Annotated in this window: 13 protein-coding genes and 1 pseudogene; all 14 read right to left on the bottom strand. The window is 50.0% G+C overall.

All coding sequences use genetic code 11. The annotated features are described in order from the left end of the window. Positions 1 to 385 precede the first annotated feature (385 nt). Positions 386 to 1,489 (bottom strand): NADH:flavin oxidoreductase, encoded by a 1,104-nt coding sequence (locus ACYQ2M_RS03965; protein ID WP_459915021.1) that lies wholly within the window; start codon positions 1,487 to 1,489, stop codon positions 386 to 388. A 25-nt stretch (positions 1,490 to 1,514) separates the two neighbouring features. After that, a complete protein-coding gene (locus ACYQ2M_RS03970) occupies positions 1,515 to 2,549 on the bottom strand; it encodes a branched-chain amino acid ABC transporter permease (RefSeq protein ID WP_459915022.1) in 1,035 nt (344 codons plus the stop codon). Positions 2,550 to 2,583: 34 nt separating this feature from the next. Further along, positions 2,584 to 3,627, bottom strand: coding sequence for a branched-chain amino acid ABC transporter permease (locus ACYQ2M_RS03975; RefSeq protein ID WP_459915023.1), 1,044 nt, complete (start codon positions 3,625 to 3,627; stop codon positions 2,584 to 2,586). 104 nt (positions 3,628 to 3,731) lie between these two features. Further along, the gene (locus tag ACYQ2M_RS03980; RefSeq protein ID WP_459915024.1) at positions 3,732 to 4,439 is read right to left on the bottom strand and encodes an ABC transporter ATP-binding protein; all 708 of its coding nucleotides are present in this window, start codon (positions 4,437 to 4,439) and stop codon (positions 3,732 to 3,734) included. A 79-nt stretch (positions 4,440 to 4,518) separates the two neighbouring features. Beyond that, entirely contained in the window at positions 4,519 to 5,250 is a 732-nt protein-coding gene (locus tag ACYQ2M_RS03985; protein WP_459915025.1) for an ABC transporter ATP-binding protein, read from the bottom strand. A gap of 163 nt (positions 5,251 to 5,413) precedes the next feature. After that, complete coding sequence (locus ACYQ2M_RS03990; RefSeq protein WP_459915026.1) at positions 5,414 to 6,676, bottom strand: ABC transporter substrate-binding protein; 1,263 nt, start codon at positions 6,674 to 6,676, stop codon at positions 5,414 to 5,416. 503 nt (positions 6,677 to 7,179) lie between these two features. Then, positions 7,180 to 7,422 (bottom strand): BCCT family transporter, encoded by a 243-nt coding sequence (locus ACYQ2M_RS03995; RefSeq protein WP_459915027.1) that lies wholly within the window; start codon positions 7,420 to 7,422, stop codon positions 7,180 to 7,182. Further along, positions 7,422 to 9,227 carry a sigma-54 interaction domain-containing protein gene (locus tag ACYQ2M_RS04000; protein WP_459915028.1) on the bottom strand — a complete coding sequence of 602 codons (1,806 nt, stop codon included), beginning with the start codon at positions 9,225 to 9,227 and terminating at the stop codon, positions 7,422 to 7,424. Before ACYQ2M_RS04000 ends, ACYQ2M_RS03995 begins: the two co-directional genes overlap by 1 nt. Positions 9,228 to 9,678: 451 nt before the next feature. Beyond that, entirely contained in the window at positions 9,679 to 11,133 is a 1,455-nt protein-coding gene (locus ACYQ2M_RS04005) for a trimethylamine methyltransferase family protein (protein WP_459915029.1), read from the bottom strand. A gap of 48 nt (positions 11,134 to 11,181) precedes the next feature. Further along, positions 11,182 to 12,714 carry a BCCT family transporter gene (locus ACYQ2M_RS04010; protein WP_459915030.1) on the bottom strand — a complete coding sequence of 511 codons (1,533 nt, stop codon included), beginning with the start codon at positions 12,712 to 12,714 and terminating at the stop codon, positions 11,182 to 11,184. Positions 12,715 to 12,730: 16 nt separating this feature from the next. Then, entirely contained in the window at positions 12,731 to 14,746 is a 2,016-nt protein-coding gene (locus tag ACYQ2M_RS04015) for a (Fe-S)-binding protein (protein ID WP_459915031.1), read from the bottom strand. Positions 14,747 to 14,750: 4 nt separating this feature from the next. Continuing rightward, complete coding sequence (locus ACYQ2M_RS04020) at positions 14,751 to 15,704, bottom strand: electron transfer flavoprotein subunit alpha/FixB family protein (RefSeq protein ID WP_459915032.1); 954 nt, start codon at positions 15,702 to 15,704, stop codon at positions 14,751 to 14,753. A gap of 10 nt (positions 15,705 to 15,714) precedes the next feature. Next, positions 15,715 to 16,482 (bottom strand): electron transfer flavoprotein subunit beta/FixA family protein, encoded by a 768-nt coding sequence (locus ACYQ2M_RS04025; protein ID WP_459915033.1) that lies wholly within the window; start codon positions 16,480 to 16,482, stop codon positions 15,715 to 15,717. 155 nt (positions 16,483 to 16,637) lie between these two features. Continuing rightward, a pseudogene (gene mttB / locus ACYQ2M_RS04030) lies at positions 16,638 to 18,107 on the bottom strand ([trimethylamine--corrinoid protein] Co-methyltransferase). Positions 18,108 to 18,221: the final 114 nt, after the last annotated feature.

An 18,221-nucleotide genomic window follows, 5' to 3' on the forward strand; every position in this document is an offset into this window, starting at 1 on the left:
GAAGGCTACCTTTTCATATAAACCTACATGGCTGTAACCACCAGCCACAACGAAAATAGAAAAAGCAGGGTATACTATAATACCCAGCACCAAGAACCAAGTACCCAGTACCCGATTTTTTATATAAAAAATAAACTGGGCTTGGTCATAACATGGGCCATTCATTATAAATGGCGGGCCAACGGGGTCAGGCTTGTGTTATTGAGCTTTATTGATGAAAATGAAAACTCCCAGCGATAATGCAATAACAATAGCCTGAACCTCTGGTGAGAGTTTGAAATCCAACAAGAGCCTATTGTCGAGTCAAAGATCTAATGTCGGATTGAGCTGAAATCGGGTGACATGTACACTATAATAATATGTGGCAATGTGCTGGATTAGTGGATTAGTGCTTTAGTGTGTGAAAAATGCAGCCTAATCCTGAGGTGGCGATTAAATCCAGGCATTTATTACACGAAATGCAGTGGGCAGGTTCAAGGTCGCCACTTAATAACCATCTGTTGGCCAGATCGGGCTCTCTGATAAAGGGGCGACACATGGAGACAGCATCCACTTTTTCAAGTGCTTTTTCAATTTTCACCGGATCCCGCCATCCTTCAACGGAGATCACAGGGCAGTTGACCTTCTCTTTAATGGCCAGGGCGTATTTCAACAAAGAGCCCTCTTCAAAGGGGGCGGGGATGATATGATCCCAGCCCCCTTTTTTAGCCCCTTCGGCGGTGCCGGCACTTACCTCAATGGCGTCAATGCCCATTGTGTCAAGGGTGGCGGCGACTTGGGCGGCATCTTCTGATGTGAGGCCACCTTCAAATCCGTCGTAACCGCTCAGTTTAATAAACACGGGGAAAGTTTTGCCCACCGCCTTTCGCACGGCTTCATAAACCTCATAGAGAAGCCTGGCTCGATTTTCCAGGGAGCCGCCGTATTCATCGGTTCTATGGTTCCGGGACGGACTTATGAACTGATTGAGGAGATATCCATGGGCGGCATGGAGTTGCACCGCGTCAAAGCCTGCTTTTTTAGCCCGCAATGCTGCTTTGGCGTAATTAGTTATAATGGTTGATATTCGATCTTTATCCATCTCCAATACGGGCTCACCGCACAGGGGATCAATCATGGCCGAGGGGCCGTAAAGTGCCTCCTTTTCAGGGAGAATGTCCGGGTTCACCGTGGAGCCGCAATGGAGCAGCTGGGCTGCCAGAAAGCCGCCCTCTTTGTGAACCTCATGGCACAGCAGGCCTAAAGGTTCGATGAGATCATCATGGTCCATTCCCGTGGTGTTGATGTCTGCCATGCCGTCACGGCTTATATATGCGGTGCCGGCGATGATCAGGCCCACCCCACCCCTGGCAAGGGCTGCCGTGAGATCAATGAGTGACTGGGTGGGTGCACCCGTTTTGCTGGACAGGCCTTCCACCGTGGCGCTTCTGACCAGACGGTTCTTAATCTCAAGGGAGCCCAGTTTCCAGGCTTTGCCCATGTTGTTCATTTTCTTGTCTCCATCTATTTGAAGGTTAAGCGTTGATTTTTTCGGATTTGGTTTTGTTACCCAACAGTTTGCCTAAGAATGAAGGGGTGGTGCTGGTTTTGAGGTTTTCATAAAAATGGGCCAGACCGCCAGGGTAATAAATCATGATTAAAATTAAGAATAAACCGTAAAAAATAAGATTGACACCGGGCATGTCCGAGGTGGAGGATCGGACAAGTTCCATGACAAAGACAAAGGGAATGGCAGCCACAGCGCCTCCCCACAGGGCAAACCTGCCGCCGAGATAGCCAATGACCAATACCTCAACGGTCTTACTTGTGTGCAGAAGGTCGGGCATCAGAATACCAAAATAGTGGGCATAAAATCCACCGATCCAGCCGCCAAAGGCACAGGATATGGTAAAGTTCAATACCCTGTAGAAGGTGGGGTTGATACCCGAGGTTCTGGCGGCATCCATATTCTGACCGATGGCGATGAAGGCAAGACCTGCATGGGACTGAACAATTTTGTTTAAAACAATGTAGACCACCAGAAACATGGTCAGCATGACATAAAAATAGGGGACATTGGATGTGGATTGTAATAACTGTGGACAATTGAGCCCCAGGGGCCCTTCTGTGAGCCATACCATTTTGGTGGCAAGGCCCATGAGGGCAAGGCCCACAAACCAGGCCATTATGGCCGCATAGATACCCCGCAGGCGCAGGGTTAAAATACCGGTTAAAAATCCCACCAATGCCGGTGGGATGGCTCCCAGAAAAATGGTGATCCATGGTGAAATTCCAAGTTTCGCAGATAATATTCCCGATGTATAGGCCCCCAGTCCCACAAAGGCGGCAAAACCAAAATTTACGATGTTAATGTAGCCGTTGGTAAAGTTAAAGGCAACGGTCTGGGCTGCCATGAAAAGTCCCACCACCATCCAGCGGACAAGATACTCCTGGTTAAAAGGAGGCACCAGGGGAAGAATGGCAAGGACGATGAGGGCCACAAATCCGGCTTTGTTCATGCCCAGATGGGTTAAAATAGAGTCTTTTGTATTGTTTTCAGTGCTTTCCACTATGTCTCCTTTCCTGCGATTCCGCTTAAGAATATTACTCTTCAAGTTTTCCCCTGATGACCGTGCCGAACAATCCCGTGGGTTTAAAGATCATAAGCACCATGAGAAAGGCCACCGGAACGGTATAATCCCATCCTTCGCCTATGTATGTAATGGTGAGTACCTGGAGCAGTGCAATCATAAAACCGCCAACGGCGGCCCCAGCCACATTGCCCATACCGGCGATGATTACGATGAACCAGGAATTGTAAAGGGGGCCCATGCCCACGGTGGGGTAGGCCGGATACATGAAAAGAAGGGCTGCCCCGGCCAGGGCGGCCATGCCGCAGCTTAATGCCATGGTTAAAGATTGAATGCCGTCAATGTCAACCCCCACTATCATGGCACCTGGCTCACTCTGGGACACGGCCCTGATGGCCCGGCCGACTTTGGTGCGGCTCATGAGTATCCAGAAGGCAAGGATCATGAACATGGCAATGAAGAAAACCATTAATCGATCAAAGGAGACATAGGTGCCAAGTATTTCGACGGAGGGATAGTTCCAATATTTTACAATGCCCCTGAACTCGGCCCCAAAGAAAACCTGGTGGCAGTTGATCAGAAGGACGGATACCCCCAAAGTGAGCACAAATGAGTTCATGAGCCAGTCTTTTTTGCTTCGCCGGCGCATGGGACGAAAAACCAGATATTCCGTTAAAATGCCGGCAATTCCCCCCATGATAAGGGCCGCGGTCATGGCCACCAGGGGCATGACCGCGGCAAAAAAGGTGTCAGGGTTATCAAGGACAGTATCCACAAACGGTGAGTATACATAGTAGGCCAGCAACGAGCCGATCATGAAAAATTCGCCATGGGCAAAACTGCTGATATTCATCACCCCGAATACCAACGCAAGTCCCATGCCCACAAGTGCCCACATTCCCCCTGTCACCACCGTGTTTAATAAAATGTAGCTGCCACTGTGCATTGTGGCAAGGGCTGCCACTATAATCGCAAAGATGATGGTCATGCCCGAGGCAGTTTTGCAGTATTCACCAAAGCGGCTTGAAAATGATGTTATTCCTTGCGCGTTTATCATTGATCTATTCCTAACCCAGGCGAGCTGGATAACTACCTTAAGCAAATAAATTTTCTTCCAAATAACGCAGAAATTATTTCTAAGGTATTAATTATTTGATGATTTTAAACACCTAAGAACACTTTTCTCACATGGGTATTTTCAGACAGTTCTGAACATGGACCCTCCAGGACAATTTTTCCGTGTTCCAGGACATAGCCCCGATCACTGACCTTGAAACTTTTGGTGACATTTTGTTCCACCAGGAGTATGGTGATCCCCTTGGCATTGAGAACACCCAGGGCATTGAAAACCGCATTGGTCATTTCAGGGGACAGTCCCATGGAAGGTTCATCCACCAGTATCAACGTGGGATCGGACATCATCCCTCTTCCGATGGCAAGCATTTTTCGTTCGCCACCGCTCATGGTCCCGGCCAATTGTTTTTCCCTCTCTTCAAGTCTTGGAAAAAGTTCGTAAACAAACCTCAGCCGTTGATCCACGATTTCTTTGTCGTTCACCGTGTAGGCCCCCATGGCGAGATTTTCCCTTACGGACATGGCCTGGAAAAGGTCGAGATCTTCGGAGATGTAACTGATTCCCAGTCGATGGACCTTGTTGCCTGGTAATCCACTGATCTCTTCTCCCTGGAAATTGACAACGCCGGACATGGGTTTCAGCATGCCGGCAAGGATTTTAAGTATGGTGCTTTTCCCGGCACCATTGGGTCCCACAAGGCAGACATATTCCCCCTTGTCCACATGGAAGGATACATTTCGCAGAATTTGTAAGAAGCCATAACCTGCATTAAGATCGGTTGCTTGGAGCAGCAATTTTTTTCTCCTTATGTTTTTAAATCAATGCCATGGTAAAAAAATTTGGTGCTGGATGGGACTCTTGTCCATCGTTTGGCTAATCTTCTTCTGCGGCGCCCAGGTATGCCTCGGTGACTTTCGGGTCCTGGGCCACCTCCCGGGTGGGACCCTCTGCAATTTTATTGCCGAAATTAATGACCACCAGACGGTCACAAAGTCCCATGATCACTTGCATGATATGTTCCACCATGATGATGGTGATCCCCGAATCATTGATTTTCCGGATGATTTTCATGAGATCAACCAGTTCTCCTTCGGTGAGGCCCGAGGCCACCTCATCCATGAGCAGCAGTTTGGGGTCCGATGCCAGGGCACGGGCCATGTCAAGGCGTTTTAACTGGACGGTGTTTAAGGTTTCGCAGATGGTGTCCGGGGGCATGGGGAATTCAAGGAAATCCAGCTTCTCCTGGCAGTAGTCTCTGTATTCTTTTTTGGAGAGTTTTTTCTCCAGACCAAACACCGCCGCAACCATGACATTCTGCAGGGCGGTCATCCGGGGAAAGGGGCGGGGAATCTGGAAGGTTCTGGAGAGTCCTTTCTTACACATCTCTTCCGGGGGTAATTGAGAACAGTCATCTCCCATGAAAAAGACCTGCCCCGATGTCTGGGGACTTAAACCGGCAAGGGCATTTAAAAATGTTGTTTTTCCTGCGCCATTGGGACCGATGAGTCCCAGAATTTCTCCTTGTTTGCAATGCATGGATATCTTGTTGTTTGCGATCAAGCCCCCGAATCGCTTGGTTAAATCTCTGCTTTCTAAAATATTCATTAATTGCAACCTCCTGTTTTGGTCCACATGGGGCTTATGTTGAAGGCACCCATACTGTCTCATCGTTTAAAAAAATGGTGGCGTAACTGGCATCGGGTGGTGATTTCGCTGGATAATCCCGCCAGGCCCTTTGGGTTCCTGGCGGGGTTATCCTGGAGACGGGTTATTTGATTTTAAGATCGGTGACTTTCATGCTGTCGGGAAAAACGCATTGTCCCACACCCTTTTCATACTGTACCATGGGAAAGTAAAAGTCTTTGGTCCCAATTTTGGGATCGGGTACGTTGTCTGCATCGGTGCCGTAGTTGGCATGGAACAGGGCACCATCTTTAAAGCCATAGCTCATTTTGCCCGTGGCCACTTCTTCACGACCCACTTTTGTCATGGTCTCTGAGGTGATCTCTCCATATTTTTCCAATGCCCGTTCAGCGATTTTGATCATGAAATGGGCGTAATCATAACTCATACCCGCCGAGGCAGGGCTTGGTGTTAAATTAAATTTTTCTGTGTATTTTGCAGCCCAGGCTTTCTGGGCCGGGGTGACGATCTGGGGAACAAGATCCAGCACGCCGTCCGAGGCACGCCCGGTGAGTTTATACCAGTCACCGATCCATCCCAGTCCATCTGCAATTTTCAGCCCTTTCAAACCCAGTTCCTCACCCTGTTTGATCATGGCCGAAACAGAACCAGCACCGGTGCTGGAACCGGCCATGGCAGTAACCCCGGCATTTTTGCATTTACTTAAAAAGGGATAAAAATTGGTTTGGGTCAGGGAGAAATACTCTTCGGTGAATATTTCCCATCCATCGTTTATCAAGTGGGTCTTAAGACCGTTGATAACCCCGCGTCCCCAGTCAGTATCTTCTCCCCACAGGGCGATGATTTTTTTCTCTGGTTTCCAGGCACCGCTTTCAATGGCATCCCTGAAGCAGTCGGCATATGCCACCACCATTTTCTGGGGAATGGGCCATCCCTTCATGATGAGATAGCGATCTTCGGGGGCAAAGGACGCCCATTTTTCATTGCCTTTCATGCCGGCACCCATGCAGAAAAAATGGGGAACCTTGTATTTGGCCCACACCGACTGACAGGAGACGGTCACGGCCGTGTTCCAGTTGAGAATTCCCGCCTGAACCCCTTTTCTTTCAATGGCTTCGGCATAGGCATTGGCCCCCTTGGAGGGATCGGACTGGTCATCAATGAAGACCAGTTTGACAGTATAATCACCAATTTTATTGTCAATTTCGTCAAAGGCCATGGTGGCTGCATTTTTCATGTCCTGACCCGTGGTGGCGGCCGGACCGGTGAAGGGGCCAAGTACGCCAAGTGTGAGGGTTTTCTCCTGGGCCATGGAAGGGGGTATGGAAAGTAAAAGGAATAAAGACATCACCACTGGGATAACCATAAAAGTTTTCAATTTTTTCACGTTGAAGCTCCTCTTGGTAGGGGTTGATATATCGCTGCACAATGCAGTTTTAGTTGATTCCAGAGCGGCATCTTGTGCATGATCTGCCGTGCTGAAATATTGGATAACTTTAATTTCCATCGTCCATGGCAGGACCATTAAATTTTAATATTCAGTGGTGGAATATGGTCGCATTGGTGTTTGTATTCGTTCCTTTTTGTTAAATCATAACCGCACTGTACTTTATCTTAAATTGTTGGGAGCTGTTTTAAACCGTCTGCCTCCCTTTTATGGGGCATGGTGTCATCTGTGATTATTCGGTTGTCACAGCGGTCTATTTTTAGTCATCTTGAGATCGGAATATTACATGTAAAGCAAAATACGTGCCGAAATTGGGTAATAATGTAAGTATCTGATTTTAAAGGCAGGTATGTAATTATCTGTTTGTCATGTAAGTGGGCTGATTCAGTTGTGGTTTGATGTGTTTGGACAACTTACTGAAAAAATTACATATGGTTGGTGAATCAATGTTGAAGCCGGTTTTGATTTGTGTTCTTCCCCGGATCGGTTCTTTCCGAATCCGGGGATGATTGTGCATCCGATCCGAAAATGGAGTGGTAGATACTGTTGAATATCTGGGACGTGGGTCCAGGAAGGATAACGATGGCAGCCCAGGATAAAACAGAAGCTCCCATGGCTGCGGAAAAGATCATGGCGATCCAGGTGCTGGTTTTGAATTCCGGTTTGTTGTCGTCGGGTCCCCCCATCAGTCAACAGAAAGTCCATGCCGTTTCAATTTTCGCACCGCGGTGGATTGACTGATATTGAGATATTTCGCCAATTCCCGGGTGGACTCCACTTTTGCCAGGGCCTGCTTCAGCTTTTTACGTTCAAAGAGTATAAGAGATTCATTCAGTCCCCTGGCAGGGGGGGATTGTTGTTCAGAAACGGTTTCCCGGGAAGGCTTGAGGCGGCTTCTTCCGTCGGGGAGGATTTTTTCCAAGAGGTTCTTCTCTTTGATCACCACCGCATTTTTGATGAGGTTTTTCAATTCACGGACGTTCCCGGGGAAATCATATGCCTGGAGTTGTTCAAGGCATTTTTCTGAAAATCGCTTTTTCTGATGATATTGTTTGTTGTATTTGTTCAGGTAGAAATTTGATATTTTCAGAATATCCTCCCTTCTTTCTCTCAGGGGTGGCAGATGAACCGGGAAAATATTGAGGCGAAAATACAGATCCTGTCGAAATTTCTTTTGATGTACCAGCTCTTCAAGGTTATGGTTGGTGGCGGCAATGACGATGCAGTCCACCTTAATGGCCTTGGTCCCCCCCAGACGTCTGATCTCGCCGTCGTCCAGACATTTAAGCAGTTTGGCCTGGACAGAAAAGGGCAGATCTCCGATTTCGTCCAGAAAAATGGTTCCCTGGTTGGCCAGCTCAAAAAGCCCGGCTTTTCCGGTATCAGACGCACCGGTGAAAGCGCCTTTTTCGTACCCGAACAGTTCTGCCTCCAACAGCATGTCCGGCAGGGCCGCACAATTGATGGAGATAAAGGGTTTATCCTTGCGGGAGCCGTTGTGGTGTACGAATTTAGATAAAAAGCCTTTGCCGGTGCCGGAATCCCCTGTGATGAGAATGTTGGATGCATCCATCTTTGCAAGTTTGAGCAATACCGTTAGCACCTGTTTCATGGCCGGAGCGTCCGCAATGATTTCACTGCTTTTCAACTCCAGAAGATTACGATCGGACAATTCGTTTTTGATGGTGGCCGCCACCTGTTTGGCCTGTTCCAGCTGCTCCCTCAACTCCTTTACTATGGTCATGTCATGTTCAATGACCACCACAAAAAGAATGTTTCCGTTGTCATCAAATATGGGCATGCCCGATGCCATGATGTGTGTGTTGTTTTTAATGACATAAATGGGGCGGGTGAGGGGTTTTTGGGATTTCAATATGGCAGGAGTCAGGGCCTGATCCACAATACCTTGCTCTGAAAGATCACGGATGTCCATGCCGATCATCTCCTCTTTCTTAAGCCCGATGAGTCCAGCTGCCACATCATTGACCCTTACGACTATGCCCAGTGCATTAATGATGTAGATGCCGTAATAGCTGTGATCCATGAGGGATTGAAACTGCAGGCGCATTTCTTTCACCCCGGGGTGTTCCCAGATAGAAGTTTCAACCATTTCAAGGCTTCGCATGAAACAGATGGCCCCTTCAATGTTTTTTTCTTCAGGGTGAAGGGTGTCCTTTATCAGAGAGACCAGAAGTTCAATCCCTCCCTCCGGTTTCAGGATATGTATTGTCCGGTCATTTCTTCCCTGTTCCATCAGTGCCTGTATCTGTTGCCATGCCTCAGGATCAATGGCAGCAAAGGGCGTGCCTGTTTCAAGGGTATGGCCGAGCATTTTCTCAGCCCGGGGATTGGCATAGTGAATAACGCCTTGTGCATTAAGGCCGATAATGCCTGTGGCCGCTTGATTTAACATGGTTTCAGGTGGCATGGTCATTTCATTTTCCTGTTGGTCTGTGGGTAGTACCCTGGTGAAAACGGTTTGTTTTTCCATTGCCGGTGTGCATGGAAAAAATTTGCAGTTTTCATTAAGGCACCGTGTATGTGATGGTGTTGTCCCCCATTGTAAGGCCACCTTGTCCATGGCGGCTGTTTGGTTTTATCACACTCTTTTCCGGGATGCTTTGATTTTTATCCCGGTGTCTTTTTTTTTGTGCTGAATTCCTCCCCAGAATGGCCGATGTTATGACCGGGCCTTAAAAAAACGTAAGTTTTCAATAAGTCCTTGCATTCATTGAATCATTCTGAATAGACACCCGGAGCCTAAAGGATATTCAGCTTGATGAGCCCGGGGGTATTGAGAAGTTACAAAAAAACGGGCTTGGTCACAAGATGGGCCACCCTGTTGGCCCGCCAATTGAGAAGAATGGCCCATCTTATGACCAAGCCCAAAAAAACTTGTCATGAAATTTAAAAGACACCGGGGAACAGATGTGGACCTTGGTTTATTCTCCCCTTACCCTTCCAAGAAAGGCTTTCAGATCTCTGTCCAGATCCTTTGAAATCATCATCTCCGGACGACTGCCCAGGACCTCCTTGTATTTGCGGTTGGCCCTTGCCATTATACTTTCTTTTCCCGTGGATTCCCATTTGTCATAGGAGGTCCAGCAGGAAACCGTGGGCAGCCACTGGTTTCTGAATCGTTTGAAGGTATCTGGATGGGCCAGATAACTGCCGCCGGGGCCCACCTCTTTCATTACCTCAAGGGACATTTCGCTGTCTGAGGTGTCCACGCCTTCGCAGATGCGGATCACCCGGCGCATCATCTCTTCATCTATGATGAATTTTTCATAGGAGATGGTCATGATGGCATCAAGAACCCCGAATACCTGCTCAATCATGTGACCGCCGGACATGAGTCCCATCATCATGTTCTGCATGGTATCATAACCCGCCTGGATGTCCACCTCTTTGGAATCGGTCATGCCGGCCATGATCCGGGTGGGCACCTTGTAAAAATCAATGGCCATCTGAAGACAGGTGGAATTGATGAGGAACTGCTCCGGCGGGGCATAGATGCAGATGGCGGTTCGCATGTCCGCCACGGTGGAGGCAGGGCAGTAGACCATGGGCCCACCGGGGTTGATCAGCTGCACCAGGGCGTTGCCGGCAAGCACCTCGGTATTCTGCTGGACAATGCTGGCAAAAATCGACATGGGCGCGGTGATGCCGGAGAGAGCACAGGGCAAAAGATACACCGGCTGGTTCTTTTTGGCATAGGCGATGACGGTGTCCAGGGTCTCTGTGGCATACTTTAATGGACTTAAGGGGTTGGTGCTGACCCCCACACAATAGTTGTTTTTAAGATAGTCTTTGCCAAAGATCATCTCCACCATTTGAAGGGATTCCTCGGCCTTTTTGGTGACGGTGCAACTGCCGATGAGGGGCTTATCCGTGTGTTTTATGGTTTCGTAGAGCATGTAAAGTGCCCGTTCCGATGCTTCCACATCATCGGGGGCCACGGGGGTGGCGCCGGTGAGTTTTACGATGTCGCTGGCCTGGGACAGCTTCTGGAAATTGGCGTAATCCTCAAGAAGGCCCCGGCGTTTCCCCCGGTCCATGTCCTCACAGAAGACACAGCCCACATTGGGATGGGGGGCCATGCCGTCCCCGATGGTGACGGACTGGGCATCGTTCCTTGCCACATGGCGATAGACGGTGGGGGCTTGGTCCATGGCCGTTTCCGCCATGTCTCTTGGGATGAATACGGTTTTACCCTCCACCCTTGCTCCGTGTTTTTTAAAAATGGACAGGGCCTCTTCGTGTTCGAAAATTACCCCGGTATTTTCCAGAAGATCAATGCTTGCCTCGTGGATGCGGGGCAGGTCCGCCTCCCCCACAATTTTGGTTCTGGGAAGCTTGCGGGTGCTTGAATTGCAGAATGTATTGGAAGTCATCATAATTTGTTATTTCTCCGAATCTGTTCAGCATGTCTGACTGGTAAGTGGTTATAATTTTTCCTTTTTCAACATGAGGATGGTGGATATCACCATGCCCACCATGACAAAGGCAAAGGGCAGAGCCGCCACAATGGAGGCTGTCTGCAATGACTTTAATCCGCCGGTGATGAGCAGCACCACGGTTATGGAACCTATGAGAAAACCAAAAATAAGCTTGATGGGGGTGCTGGGTTCAAGCTCTCCGCCGGAGATGATCATGCCCACAAAAAACGATGCCGAATCCGCCGATGTGATCAAAAAGATAATCAGGTTGAAAAATACCACGAAACTTACCAGGCTTCCCAGGGGATACTTGGTGAGCAGGGTGAATATGCCGGAGCCTGCATCCGCCGATATGGCCTTGTACATTTCCAGGGTGCCGTTTATTTCGGCATGAATCGCACTGCCTCCCACCACGCTGAACCAGACAACGGTGATAACAAGGGGAACCATTACAACACCAAATACAAACTCTGAAATGGTTCTTCCCTTGGATATGCGGGCAACAAATCCCCCCACAAAGGGCCCCCAGGCAATCCACCAGCACCAGTAGAAAATGGTCCACCATCCCAGCCATTTGCCTTCACTGGCCTGGGCCATGGGGTCGGTCCAGAAAGACATGAAGATGAAATTTGAAAAATATTCTCCCACGGAATCCACCATGAGGTTGAGAAGAAAGGTTGTGGGACCTGCAAAGAGAAAGAAGATCAGGACCAGAAACGCCAGGATCATATTGATGTTGCTCAGGTATTTGATGCCTTTGTTAAGTCCTGAAACAGCTGAAATCGTGTAGCCGGCAATGAGAAATAGCATGACCACCACAAGGCCTGTGGTGCCAAGATCGGCTCCGAAAACGTGATTTATGCCGAATTTGATGGACATCAAGCCCATGCCAAGGGAGGTGGAAATGCCGGCAATGGTGGCAAAGGCGGCCAGAAAATCCACCAGTTTTCCCCAGAATCCATTGATTTTGTCCCCCAGAATACCATACAGGGAATTGGAGATGGAAAGGGGCAGTTTTAAACGGTAGGTGCTGTAGGCAATGGCAAGGCCGGCCACGGCATAACAGGCCCATCCGTGTATGCCCCAGTGCAGAATGCTGATCTGAATGGCCACCGGTGCGGCACCGGGGGTGGCTCCCTTGGCCAGATAGGGGGGTGACATGTAGTGATAAAGGGGTTCTGCTATTCCCCAGAATATGAACCCGATGCCGATGCCGCAGCTGAACAGCATGGCAATCCAGGAGGTGAAGGTAAAATCAGGTAAATCCCCATCCTGTCCCAGGGGAATGGAGCCGTAGCGGCTCATGGAAACCCAGAGTAGGAAAATCATGAAAAAAGACACCGCAAGCATGAAAAACCAGCCGAAATGAACGGATATCCAGCCCTGGGATGCGTTCATGGCATTGGAAAAATTGTCCGGCGCAAGGATACCCCACAAGGTGATTGCGGAAACCAGGATCAGGGTGTTCCAGAATAATTTGGGGTCATAGGTTCCCAGGAACCCATTGGGTTTGGGATTTAATTGTGCATTGTGCTTCATTTTTTTTCCTTTGTTTTCAGTTATTGGTTTGTATTTTTCGCAGCAGCAGTTCCGCAAGATCATGAACGATTATATTGCTGTTGCACTCTTTAAGTCCGTCCTGGAGCATGGTGATGCAGTAGGGGCAGGCAGATGCCACCATGTCGGCACCGGTGGCCGTGATCTCCTTTGCCCGGTCCACGTTGATGTAACTGCCCAGGGTCTCCTCCATGAACATTCTTGCCCCACCGGCACCGCAGCAGAAGCCCTTTTCCCTTGATCGTTTCATCTCAACGGGTCGCTGTGATCGGTTCATCCGTGCGATGAGCTCTCTTGGTTCGTCAAAGATGCCGTTCCATCGTCCCAGATAGCAGGAGTCATGGAAGGTGATGGTACCAAGTGCCCTGTCATCCAGGATCAATCGGTTCTGTTTGACCAGCTCCAGCAGGAATTGGGAATGATGCACCACAGGAAAATCTGCACCAAAGTCCGGATATTCGTTTTTCAGCATGTTGTAGGTGTGGGGGCAGGCCGTGAGGATTCTTTTGGGCTTGCATTCGTTCAGGGTCTCCACATTTTGCATGATCATCATCTGTGCCAGGTATTCATTTCCAGCCCTGCGGGTCGTATCACCAACGCCCCACTCCTGCTCTCCGAGAATTGCCACATTTACACCGGCGATTTTCAACAGCTGGGCAAGGGCTTTTGAAATTTTAATGGCACGATCGTCAAAGGAGGAAGCCGATCCCACAAACCACAGTATCTCCGGGTTGGGATTCTCATTTATGGTGGGAATACCAAGCCCACTGGCCCAGTTGCCCCGGGTGTCTGCACTGAATCCCCAGGGATTGCCCTGGTTTTCAAGGTTGGTGAAGGTGTCCTGCATTTCGGCAGGAAAACTTGCCTCCATGAGCACCTGGTATTTTCTGGCCTCTAGGATAAAATCCAGGTGCTGGATGTTCACCGGACAGATATCTTCGCAGGCCCGGCAGGTGGTGCAGGACCAGAGTACATCAGAGGTGATGCCCGAGGCCTCCCCTGCAAAGGGTTCGATCTCCTCTTTTTTGCCCTCCAAAATGGGCTGGGACCACCGGAAGAGCTCCGTTTTCAGATCGTGTATAATGGCCTTGGGAGATAACGGTTTTCCCGTATGATCAGCCGGGCACTGCTCCTGGCATCTGCCGCATTCGGTGCAGGCATAGAGGTTCAGCACATTGTACCAGTTGAGTTCGCTGATTTTACCAAGTCCGAAGCTTTCTGCATCTTCGTCTTCAATGTCAGTCTTCTGGATGGCTTTTTCCCGTTTCAGGGGTTTTAAAAATACATTGGGAACCGCAGCCAAAAGGTGCAGGTGCTTGGAACCGGGGATATAGATAAGAAATCCCAGGATGGTCAACATGTGAATGAAGTAGAAGATCTCAAACAGAATCGTCTGGGTGCCGGCTGACAGGCTTTCCATGCCGAAAATCGTGACGATCATGCCGGAAACGGGAAATACGCCGCTGTAATCATAGCCATGGGCCGCATATTCGGAGACAACCTGGCAGGCATTGATCAGGTGGAAGGTGATGATAATAATACAGGTGAAAAGGATGATCAGATTGGCATCCCTGCCCATGGTGAGGTATCTGGGTTTTTCAACGAACCTGCGGTAGGCGGCATAGGAAAACCCTGCAAGTACCAGGAAACCAAGGAGATCTGCAATCCATAGATAGGCGTTGTACAGCCCCGGCACAAGGTGTCCCACGCTGAAACCGGGGATAACTCCCCGGACCATCAGTTCCAGGGAGTGGGGCTGGACCGCCATGAATCCGAAAAAGATAAGGGTGTGTGCCCAGCCAGTCATTTTTTTGCGCCGTACATTGCTCTGGCCCAGCACATCCTTAAACAGAACACCCATGCGTTGTCGTATGTGATCCGGCTGACCGGGACCGGTGCCGTCCACGGATTGCATGATGAGATAAAGCCGTTTTACCTTGGTTTTAAAGAGGTAAAATGCCACAGCGAGTAAAAGTGCCATAATCGCTGATTTAAGAGCAAGATACAGTGTCATGGTTTCATTGTCCCTGTCTTTCCAGTTCCTTTGTCAATGCCGGTACCACCTCAAACAGATCCCCGATGATGCCGTAATCAGATTTGCTGAAGATGGGGGCATCCTTGTCCGTGTTGATGGCCACAATTACCTTGGAGGTTTTCATGCCGGCAAAATGCTGCACCGAACCCGAGAGACCGCATCCGATGTAGAGTTTGGGGCTGACGATTTTGCCGGTCTGGCCCACCTGCATGGAATGGGGGACAAAGCCCGCATCCACTGCGGCCCTGGATGCACCCACCACCGCATGGAGTTTTTTTGCACAGGCATCAAGTATTTTAAAATTTTCACTGGAGCCCATGGGTCGTCCGCCGGAGATAATTACGGTGGCCTCGGTGAGATCTTTTTGGGAGGAATCCACGGCATCAACGGCGGTGACAATGATATTTCCAGGGTCTTTTATGGTGACATTGTGTTCAATGACGGTGGCACTGCCGGGGGCCTGAACGGCTTCAAAGGTGTTGGGCCGTATGGCGCAGACAAACACATCGCCTGTCATTTCCAGGGTGGCAATGGCCTTGCCGGAAAAATGGGATTTTTTCACGCAGTTTGCTGCAAAATCCACATCAATGCAGTCCAGGGCCAGAGGAGCCTTTAATTCCATGGCGGCCCGGGCCAGAAGATCGTTGCCCACGGGGCTGCTCACACCGATGAGGGCCTTTACGCCAAAGGCTTTTGCTCCCTGGGCCAGGGCCTGTCCTGCGGCCTCCGGTTGTCTGGAGAAAACAATGTCTCCCCCGGTGAGGTTCACAATCTCCGTGACGCCGTAAGCTTCCAGTTCTTCCTTGTAGTTGTCGGCATTGTCTTCCAGGATGAATCCCACAACCTGGCCAGCCCCGGCAGCGGCAGAGATGACGCCGGGGACACTTTTTTTGATCTCCTGGTTTGCCGTTTCGATGAATACGCCTATCTTGGACATGGTTTTCTCCTTAAAGAACCTTTTCTTCTTCCCTTAAAATTTTCACCAGAGAGGACACGATTTCCTGGGTGCTTCCCTGTAGTATTTTCGCATTGGAGCGTTCCTGAACCGGTTCCAGGGATTTAAGTTTACATTGCCCTTCGTCGGTAAATCCCATGCTTTGAAGATCCACTTCCTTGATTTCTTTTTTCTTTGCCTTGAGAATGTCGGGCAGTTTGGGGAATCTTGGTTCGTTCAAACCCTTGGTGGCGCCCAGAATGCAAGGGGTCTTCACCGCAAGGGTTTCCCTTGCGCCGCCATCTATTTCCCTTTGTACATTAATGGTGTCCCCCTCCTGGGCAAGGGATACAACGCCGGTGACCACGGGAAGGGACAAAGCCATTCCCAATCGGTAGGAGGTCTGCATGCCCTCTGAATCCACGGACTGTTTTCCCATGAAGACAAGATCCGCATTGCCATCGTCCGTGATGGCTTTGGCCAGGGCCTTTGCCGTCAGATCACTGCCGGGGAACTGATCATCGGTTTTCACCAGAATGCTGCGGTGAGCCCCCATGGCCATGACGGATTTCAAGGTGTTGGCAGCCCCTTTATTGCCCACACATACGGCAACGACTTCTCCCTCTTTGGCCTTGGCCACCAGGGTCACCGCCTCTTCCACACCGTACTCATCGTAGGGATTGGCAACATACTTGACCTGGGTGTCATAGGCGTCATCTCCAACAATCTTAATGTTGGCAGCTGTGTCCGGCACATGTTTGACACACACATAAATACGCATTGTTGATATCCTTCTTTAGATCGTTTTTTTGGGGTTGGTACCGGCCATGGCGTGAAGCCATGACCGGCATTTTATCGTGTCCGGAACCGCCCGGGATGCATCAAAGCCGTGGTGATTCCATGTCGGTGGCGGCAGGGCCTTCTACCGCCGGGGATTTATTCGATTCCCACCTCTGCTTCTGCAGCATCCACGATGTCACGTACCTTTTTCAGTATTTCGTCGGACAGTTTCGGGGGTTCATAGGTTTCCAGAATATGGTGCACCTCATCCCGGGCCCTTTCATAGGCGTTCTTGCCACCGGCGGCTTCCCATCGGGGCCGCATCTGTCGATTCATCAATTTGGGACTGGTGGTCAGCCGCATGTTCTTGAATGTACTTTTGTGGGCAAGATAATCCTTAAAGGGTCCGACCTCCTTGATCGTATCCAGAGAAAGGGTTTCATCGTTGACCTCAATACCGTTCACCGTTCTTTTGATCATGCCGGCCACTTCATTGTCCAGTACCAGTTGTGCCAGATCAAAAGTGATGCCCATCTCCAGCATTCCCAGTCCGTAAATGACGTTGCACCCTGACAACGCCGGAAGGATACCGGTGATGGTTTTTTCGTGGCCTGACTGATAATCAGTTACTTTGGAATCGCCCTAACCACCGGCGGCAAAGCTCGGCAGGTTGTAGTAGCGGGCAAGCCTTGCCACGGCGGCATTGATGATGCCGGTTTCAGGCGATCCCACCGAAGCGGTGCCCTGTTTCATGTCCAGGGGACAGGTGGAACTGGCATAGATAAAAGAGGCTCCTTTTTTCACCAGCTGGCAAAGAACAAGGCTGGCAAGTAGTTCGGCGTTCTGCTGTACCAGGGTGCCGGCGATGTGGATGGGGGATGAGCCACCGGACATGGCCATGCCGATGCAGTTGACGCCCATGCCGTTTTGGGCGGCTTCAATGATGATGTCGCAATGGTGGCTGGAAAGTTTTAAAGGGCTGATGGGGCAGGTGACAAAGGTTAAGAAGGGACGTTCCCTGAACTTGTCGTTGCCCCCGGCGATGGCCGAGCAGATCTCAATGATTTTTCCGCATTGGTATCGGTCCACCGGACCCAGCCAATGGTGTTTGGTGGTGTTGGTCAGTGAGGCTTCGGCATTGTGAAGGGCCTGGACCGCGTGGTGTTTGTCATGGGAGAGCATGCACCGTTCGTAGGTTTCCACGTTGGGAAGAAAGTCGATGACCCGGGCCGCCATTTCCACATCTTTTTTGGTGGTTTGACGATGTTCTCCGGTGTAGGGATCCACAAACATGATCCCTTCCCCAAAGTTGGTAAAGGTCACCCGGTTGGCCTCCAGCACCACGTCGCTTTCCGGAATGCGACCGTATGCGTGGAAGGTATCCGGTGCCGACCTTATGGCATCCTCCACCACATAGGAAGGGAAGGTGACCACTTTGTTTTTTTCGTTTATGGTGGCACCGCCGCTGCTGAAAATTTCCCGGGCCTCCTCACTTTCCACATATACACCGGTGGTTTTCAGTATCTCAAGGGTCCCCAGATGAATTTCGTACAGCTCGTCATCGGTGAGGACATTGAGGCTGAAGCCGCCATTGTACAGTTTTCCTGACTTGATGGGTCGCTTCATGTTCACTCCTTTTTAATCTTGATACATCTCCCGTTGGGGCTGCATCGTCCGTGGAAAAACAGGCGATACAGCCCTCACAGAAATTTTATAGTATCCTGTTATCTTTTCCTGCCC

Source organism: Desulfocicer niacini, assembly GCF_054657595.1.

Coding starts and splice junctions, on each gene's coding strand:
- ACYQ2M_RS04015 (WP_459915031.1), bottom strand. CDS start 14,746: ATGACACTGTATCTTGCTCTTAAATCAGCGATTATGGCACTTTTACTC.
- ACYQ2M_RS03965 (WP_459915021.1), bottom strand. CDS start 1,489: ATGAACAACATGGGCAAAGCCTGGAAACTGGGCTCCCTTGAGATTAAG.
- ACYQ2M_RS04020 (WP_459915032.1), bottom strand. CDS start 15,704: ATGTCCAAGATAGGCGTATTCATCGAAACGGCAAACCAGGAGATCAAA.
- ACYQ2M_RS04010 (WP_459915030.1), bottom strand. CDS start 12,714: ATGAAGCACAATGCACAATTAAATCCCAAACCCAATGGGTTCCTGGGA.
- ACYQ2M_RS03995 (WP_459915027.1), bottom strand. CDS start 7,422: ATGGGGGGACCCGACGACAACAAACCGGAATTCAAAACCAGCACCTGG.
- ACYQ2M_RS03985 (WP_459915025.1), bottom strand. CDS start 5,250: ATGAATATTTTAGAAAGCAGAGATTTAACCAAGCGATTCGGGGGCTTG.
- ACYQ2M_RS04025 (WP_459915033.1), bottom strand. CDS start 16,482: ATGCGTATTTATGTGTGTGTCAAACATGTGCCGGACACAGCTGCCAAC.
- ACYQ2M_RS03975 (WP_459915023.1), bottom strand. CDS start 3,627: ATGATAAACGCGCAAGGAATAACATCATTTTCAAGCCGCTTTGGTGAA.
- ACYQ2M_RS04000 (WP_459915028.1), bottom strand. CDS start 9,227: ATGGAAAAACAAACCGTTTTCACCAGGGTACTACCCACAGACCAACAG.
- ACYQ2M_RS04005 (WP_459915029.1), bottom strand. CDS start 11,133: ATGATGACTTCCAATACATTCTGCAATTCAAGCACCCGCAAGCTTCCC.